Annotated in this window: 3 protein-coding genes; all 3 read left to right on the forward strand. The window is 34.6% G+C overall.

Annotated features, from left to right (window positions below):
* Positions 1–1,139: T9SS sorting signal type C domain-containing protein (locus ACTJIW_RS24145; RefSeq protein WP_440718483.1), on the forward strand; the 1,139-nt coding region annotated here is incomplete at its 5' end.
* A 151-nt stretch (positions 1,140–1,290) separates the two neighbouring features.
* Complete coding sequence (locus tag ACTJIW_RS24150) at positions 1,291–5,145, forward strand: T9SS sorting signal type C domain-containing protein (protein WP_440718498.1); 3,855 nt, start codon at positions 1,291–1,293, stop codon at positions 5,143–5,145.
* Positions 5,146–5,630: 485 nt separating this feature from the next.
* A partial coding sequence (locus ACTJIW_RS24155; protein WP_440718499.1) for a glycine-rich domain-containing protein occupies positions 5,631–7,098 on the forward strand: 1,468 nt, incomplete at its 3' end.

Raw genomic sequence — 7,098 nt, forward strand, 5'->3', positions numbered from 1 at the left:
CTCCGGGAGAAGGATACAGCGTGAGAGGTCCGCAGAATTTTGATATTGTTACGCCGAGCATTCAGACTGCTTCATTTACAGGAGTTCCTAATAATGGAGATGTCCCTAAAACTACTGTGCCAAATAAATTTAATTTACTTGGAAACCCATATCCTTCAGCTATAAATGGTATAAAACTTATCGGCGATACCAATATTGGAACCATTTATTTATGGACTCATAATACGCCTCCGGCAAATGACGGTTCAAATAAATACAAATATGCCTCTTCTGATTATGCGGCCTTTAACTTATCGGGAAGTGTTAGAAACGGCGGAGATGCGACTGGTCCAACAGGATACATTGCTGCCGGACAGGGATTCTTTGCCAAACCTGTTACCAGCAGTATCACCTTTACAAACGATATGAGAGTGGGAGGTAATAATGGCAGCTTCTACAAAACGGCAAAAACTGAAAACTTGGAAAGAAACCGTGTATGGCTGAATTTATCCAATGCTGAAGGAGCCTTCAAACAAACTTTAGTAGGTTATATAGAAGGAGCAACAAACGGGTTAGACTTGAATTACGATGCGGCGAGCTTCAACGGAAACACTTATGTAGATTTTTACAGCATTAACGAAACGGCTAAATTTTCAATTCAGGGACGAGGACTGCCTTTTGAGAACAGTGATGTAATTCCGTTAGGATACAAAACAACAGTTGCAGGAGATTTTATGATTTCAATTGATCACGTTGACGGGTTCTTTGATAACCAAAATGTATATCTGGAAGACAAAACAACAGGAACTGTTTCAGATTTAAAAGCTCAGGACTATACTTTTAAAACAGAAGCGGGAACTTTTACAGATCGTTTTGCACTTCGTTACACTAATAAAACATTAGGAACTGGTGATTTCGAGAATGTAAAAGACGGACTTTTAATTTCTGTAAAAGACAAAACTATCAAAGTTACTTCAGCAAAAGAAAACATTAAAGAAGTAAACATTTTCGATATTACAGGAAAACTGATTTACAATAAAAAGAAAGTCGGAAATACTGAATTATCAATCTCAAACCTTCAGTCAGCCGATCAGGTGCTGCTTGTAAAAGTTAATCTTGAAAACAATGCCCAGGTAACCAGAAAAGTGATCTTTAAATAGAATTACACTTCTAAACTCAAATAAAAAATCCATTTGTCTTACTTGGCAAATGGATTTTTTTATGCAAAAAAATCACCAAAAGTGGGTATTGCTGTTTTATCAAAAGAAAATTAATTTCGGTTAATTCTTACAAATTAAACAATTCACTATTTTGATTAAAAATTTTATTTATTTATTGTCTTTTCTAGGCTCAGTATTTTCTAATTATGTTTTTTCCCAACAAGGCAAAGTTGACATAACATTCAATTCAATTGATGATGGATTAAAAGGAGATGGATTTGACGGAACAGTTCATGCCCTTTTTCTACAATCAGATGATAAGCTATTAGTTGCTGGAGAATATACAAGTGTTAACGGAAATGTTTCCTCGCATTTAACCCGATTACTTTCTGATGGAACTATTGATGAAACTTTTAATATAGGAACGGGTTTTAATGGAAATATATACGCTTGTAATATGCAGTCCGATGGCAAAATTATTGTTGCGGGCAATTTTACTGGTTTTAACGGAAATAGTTCTGGCAGATTAATACGTTTAAATAATGATGGAACATACGATGCATCATTTAATACTTCAATTGGAGCGACAACAGGAATCATCTATGATATTGCCTTACAGCCAGATGGAAAAATAATAATTGTAGGAAGTTTTACAAAATATAATAATGTAACGGTAAATCGTATTGCACGAATATTACCTAATGGGACTTTAGATACATCATTTTTAACGGGTTCTGGATCTTCTTTAAACATTACAAAAGCAAGAATCTTGGCAGATGGAAAAATTTTGTTGGCTGGTAATTTTACATCAATTAATGGATTTTTGAGTAATAGAATGATACGATTAAATTCTGATGGAAGTGCAGATACTACCTTTAATATTGGAAGCGGTTTTAATGATAATGTTAATGCAATTGAAGTCTTGCCAGATAATAAAATTATTTTAGGAGGGAGTTTTACATTGTTTAATGAAAACATAGCAAACAGAATACTTCGTTTAAATGAAGATGGTACACGTGATTTAAGTTTTACCGGATCAGGTTTTACACAAGGTGCGGTTCAGGTTATAAAAAGAGATAATTCGGGAAATCTTATGATTGGCGGATCTTTCACAGGTTCTTATAATGGTATGAATGTAAATAGAGTAGTTTTATTAGATTCTGACGGAACTGTAAAAAGTGATTTTGAACCAGATTCTGGGCCAGGTAACAATTCTGTTCTTGCGCTGGCTCATGACTTAGAAGGATCATGGTATATAGGCGGATCATTTTCTGTTTTTGACGTACAAAATCAAGGCAGGCTTGCCAAAGTAAATGAAATAGGGGAGTTAGATATTAGTTATCTTTCAGCAGGAATTGGATTTGATAATTCAGTTTTAAAAATTATATCACTGGAGAATAAAAAAACAATGGTATTTGGAAAATTTTCCAAATATAACAATGATTCTGTTTCCAGAATTGCGAGGTTATTAGATGACGGAACACTTGATAATGGTTTTAATACAGGGCAAGCAGGAGCAAATAACTCAATAACAACAGCGATAAAACAAGCAGATGATAAAATTGTTTTTGCAGGTAGTTTTACAAAATATAATGATGCACAAAGCAATCGTATAGTGCGAATTTTACCAAATGGTTCTATCGATAACAGCTTTAATATTGGTAACGGATTTAATGCACAGGTTAATATAATTGCTATTCAACCAGATCAAAAAATAATTGTGGCTGGTAGCTTTGATCGTTATAATAATGTTGCAGTCCCAGCCAGAATAGTCAGGCTTTTGCCAGATGGATCAAGAGACTTTTCTTTTAATGTTAATCTTGCGACAGATGCTGCTATTCAGGATGTGTTAATCCAGCCCGATGGGAAGATTTTAGTTGGAGGAAAATTTGGAACATTTAATGGTCAGTCTTTTTCTCGTTTAGTAAGATTAAATATAGATGGAAGTTTTGATTCAAGTTTTAATATTGGAGAAGGTTTTGATAAAATAGTGTATTCACTCGCATTACAATCTGATCAAAAAATAATTGTTGGAGGTACTTTTCTAAATTTCAATAATACTGCCCAAAAACGAATTCTCCGATTAAATCAAAATGGAAGTTTAGATACAAGTTTTGAATCTGGAATAGGATTTAGTAATGGCGATGTCCGTACTGTTTTAGTTCAGCCGGATGATCGTATTTTAGCTGGTGGTACTTTTTCTGCAACTTTTAAAAGTAATGTTGCATCAAGATTTGTCAGACTTTTAAAAACGGGTGATTTTGATCCATCTTTTAATGCTCGTTTAAATAAAAATCTTTATACGTTAAGTTTTACATCTGATTATAGATTACTGATTGGAGGAGATTTTAATTCAATTTCCGGAATCTCCAAGCATAGAATTGCACGTCTGAAACTTTGTCTGGAATCAACAATCTGGAATGGAAACTCATGGTCTAATGGTTATCCTTCTGGTGGAAAAGAGATCTTCTTTAAAGAAGATTTCCCAAATTTAGTATCTTCAAATGTTTGCAGTTGTAATATTGAGGCAGGAAAAACAGTAACGCTTATTAACAAAAATACACTAGGAATAGAATTCTCGTATTTAGGTTCTGGGACTCTTGTTTTAGAAGATGGTGCCAGTTTATATCAATCAGATGATGATATGGTAAACACCGGAATTATACATTTAAAAAGAAAAACACAACCAATTGTTCGTTATGATTACACATACTGGTCATCTCCGGTTAAGGATCAAAAACTAATTGATTTTTCTCCTAATACTTTATTTGATAAATATACTTCTTATAACACAGAATTAAAAAAATGGGATATCGATTCACCTTCAAATACAATGATTGTTGGTAAAGGATATTCTATAAGGGGACCACAAGATTATTCAATAACGGAGCGATCAATTTTTGAAGGAGTTTTTAAGGGATTGCCAAATAACGGAAAAGTGGAGTATGATTTAGTAGCATCAGGCCTATTTAGTTTAATAGGAAATCCTTATCCGTCAGCTATTGATGCTGATATCTTTCTAAATGTAAACAAAACAAAAACTGCAGGAGCATTGTATTTCTGGACTCACAATACGCCTATAGCTGATTTTAAATACAGTTCAGATGATTATGCTGTTTATAATTTAGTTGGCGGAATTAGTACTAAAGCAAACTCAGCAGGTGAAGAAGATGCTGCTCCGAATGGAAAAATCGCATCAGGGCAGGCTTTTTTTATAAGAAGCAATGTTTCTGGAACTATTGAATTTAATAATACTATGCGAATTGCAGGTCAGAATAATGTTTTTTATAAACCGATTAAAAGTGAGAGTTTTAAAAATACGACACAATTTAGTAAACATAGATTATGGCTAAATCTTATAAATAAAAAAGGAGTTTTTAAGCAAATTTTAATTGGCTACATCAGCGAAAATTCAAAGTCAGATTTGCGTTATGATGCTGAATCAATTAATGAAAACCAGTATGCAGATTTTTACAGTATAATTGGAAACAAAAAATTAGTAATTCAAGGTCAAACGATGCCTTTTAAAGATTCAGATAAAATCTCTTTAGGATACAGAATAGCCGAAGCCGATAATCTTGCTATCTCGATTGACCATGTGGATGGTGAAATGAGTGGAAAAGAGATTTATTTGTATGATAAGTTGAATGACCAAATCTGCGATTTACGTCAAGTTAATTATGATTTCGATAGTGAAAAAGGAACTTTTCTGGACAGATTTGAGATTCATTTTAAAAATGAAAAATTGAGTATTCCAGACTTTGATGACTTAAAAAGCACTGTATTGGTATCTGTAAAAAACAAAACAATTGATATAACAGTCAAAAAACAAAATCTTAAAACGGTTTCTGTTTTTGATATTAATGGAAAATTACTTTACAGGAGTAAAAATCTTCATGAAAAAGAAGAATTACAAATTTGGAATTTGAAGTCTTCAAATCAAGTTCTATTGGTGAAAATTGTTTTAGAAAATAATCATGTTATAACAAAAAAGATCATTTTTTAACAGCAGATATACAAAAAAAACATTTTTTTGATTACCATTCAATAAATGGTTTTCTTATCTACAAGTGGTTAAATATGCTGTATTTTCTTTCATTAAGCCCTGTATTTACTAGCGTTTTAATATTTAACAGTTTTGCTTGAAAATTACATGCTTGATTATGAGAGTGTTAAATTTTAGATTTTTGTCTTGCTAAACCAAATATATTGTAAATAAAATCGTACCTTGTTGTAATAATCACTCGATTAACATACTTAAAAGCCTGTTGAAACGCATTTTGTTATCCCCTAAAAACAAATTGCGCATCTATGTTATCAGCCAAAATAAGATTGCTTTTTTAAATACCATAAAAAACAGCATTTCATTATTTTTTGTTTTGATTTTGAAATAATTTCTAAAGTCAAAATTTATTTTTAAGGTATTTAGAATCCCGAAGCTATCAGATTTTATTGATTTGAATCTTTTCTATATAATTTAAAAATAGTGCGATGAAAAAAAAACTACCTGCCTCGTTGATTTTGACCCAATTTTCATTCTTTCGTTTTTCTTTAACGAATTTACATTCTAAAGTTTCTTGTTCTAAGACAAAACTTTCTTTCTTATTTTTCCTTTTTTGCATATCGTTATGGGCACAACAGCCTCCATTTACTACAAGTGGGTCTATGGTTGTTCCTGCCGGGATCACTCAAGTTAATGTTTCGGCATGGGGCGGCGGCGGTTCAGGAGGAGGAGCTTCTCCAACAGCAACAAATGGAAGAAGCGGCGGTGGCGGTGGCGGCGGCGCATATGCAACTCAATCTAACATTGCGGTTACCCCAGGAAATACCTTAAATGTTGTGGTGGGTGCTGGAGGTGCAGCTTCAACAGGAAATGGAAATCCTGGAGGGAATTCTACAATAACAGAATTAAGTGGATCTATTTTTGCAGCAGGTGGCGCCGGAGGTACAGGAAATGGCGGTGCTGGTGGCGCTGGTGGTACAGTAGCAGCTTCAAAAGGAAGTACTATTACAGCAGGAGGCAATGGAACAAATGGAGGAAGTGTGCTTTTAGGGCTTTTGCTTGGTTCTGGAACTGGTGGAAATGGAGGTACACCTAATCCTGGAGCTTCAGGAGGTGCAGGAGGTGCTGGTCATCCTACAGTATTATTAACAACTCTGGCCGGGAATGCTGGAGGTGAATTGGGCGGAGGCGGAGGTGGCGCTGTTAGTGCTTCAAATCCTCAAAATGGAGGGGCAGGTGCCCGTGGTCAGGTTAATGTTGTTTTTACCTGTCCTACTTACACCCTTGCGAATCCTACTACAGCATTAAATGCTTGTGTAACAACAGGGACATCTTCTGTCACTCTTTCCTCAACTGCAGCTGGACTGCCTGTTGGCCCTTATGTAGTAACGTATAATACAACAAATCCTACTCAAAACCTAACAGCTACAATTACTGTCACTACGCCAGGTACACTAAATTTTACTGCTACAGGTTTAACCACGCCAGGAACAAGTATTATAACAGTAACTAATTTAACATCAGCAGTATGTTCTTCTAATATATCAACAAATAATAGTGCAACTATAACAGTTTCGCCAGCAACAGTTGGTGGTGCAGTAAGTGGAGGAACAACAATTTGTTCTGGAGCAACAAGTGCGGCATTATCTTTAACAGGAAATGTGGGTTCTGTTCTTCGTTGGGAATCTTCAGTATCTCCATTTTCAACTTGGACACCTATTACTAATACAACTACATCTTACACTTCAGGGGCACTTACTCAAACAACTCAATTTAGAGCTGTAATTCAAAGTGGAACATGTTCAGCTGTAAATTCAAACGCAACAACGGTTACCGTTAATCCTTTACCGCAGGGAAGTTTAACAGCAAATGGTCCATTTTGTGCCACAGGTGCTGGCCAGCTGACCTTTACATCAACTGCAGGTACAGGTCCTTTTACAGTTGTTTATACAGAAA

This window comes from Flavobacterium sp. 22659 (assembly GCF_052044235.1).
Taxonomy (GTDB): Bacteria; Bacteroidota; Bacteroidia; order Flavobacteriales; family Flavobacteriaceae; genus Flavobacterium; species Flavobacterium johnsoniae.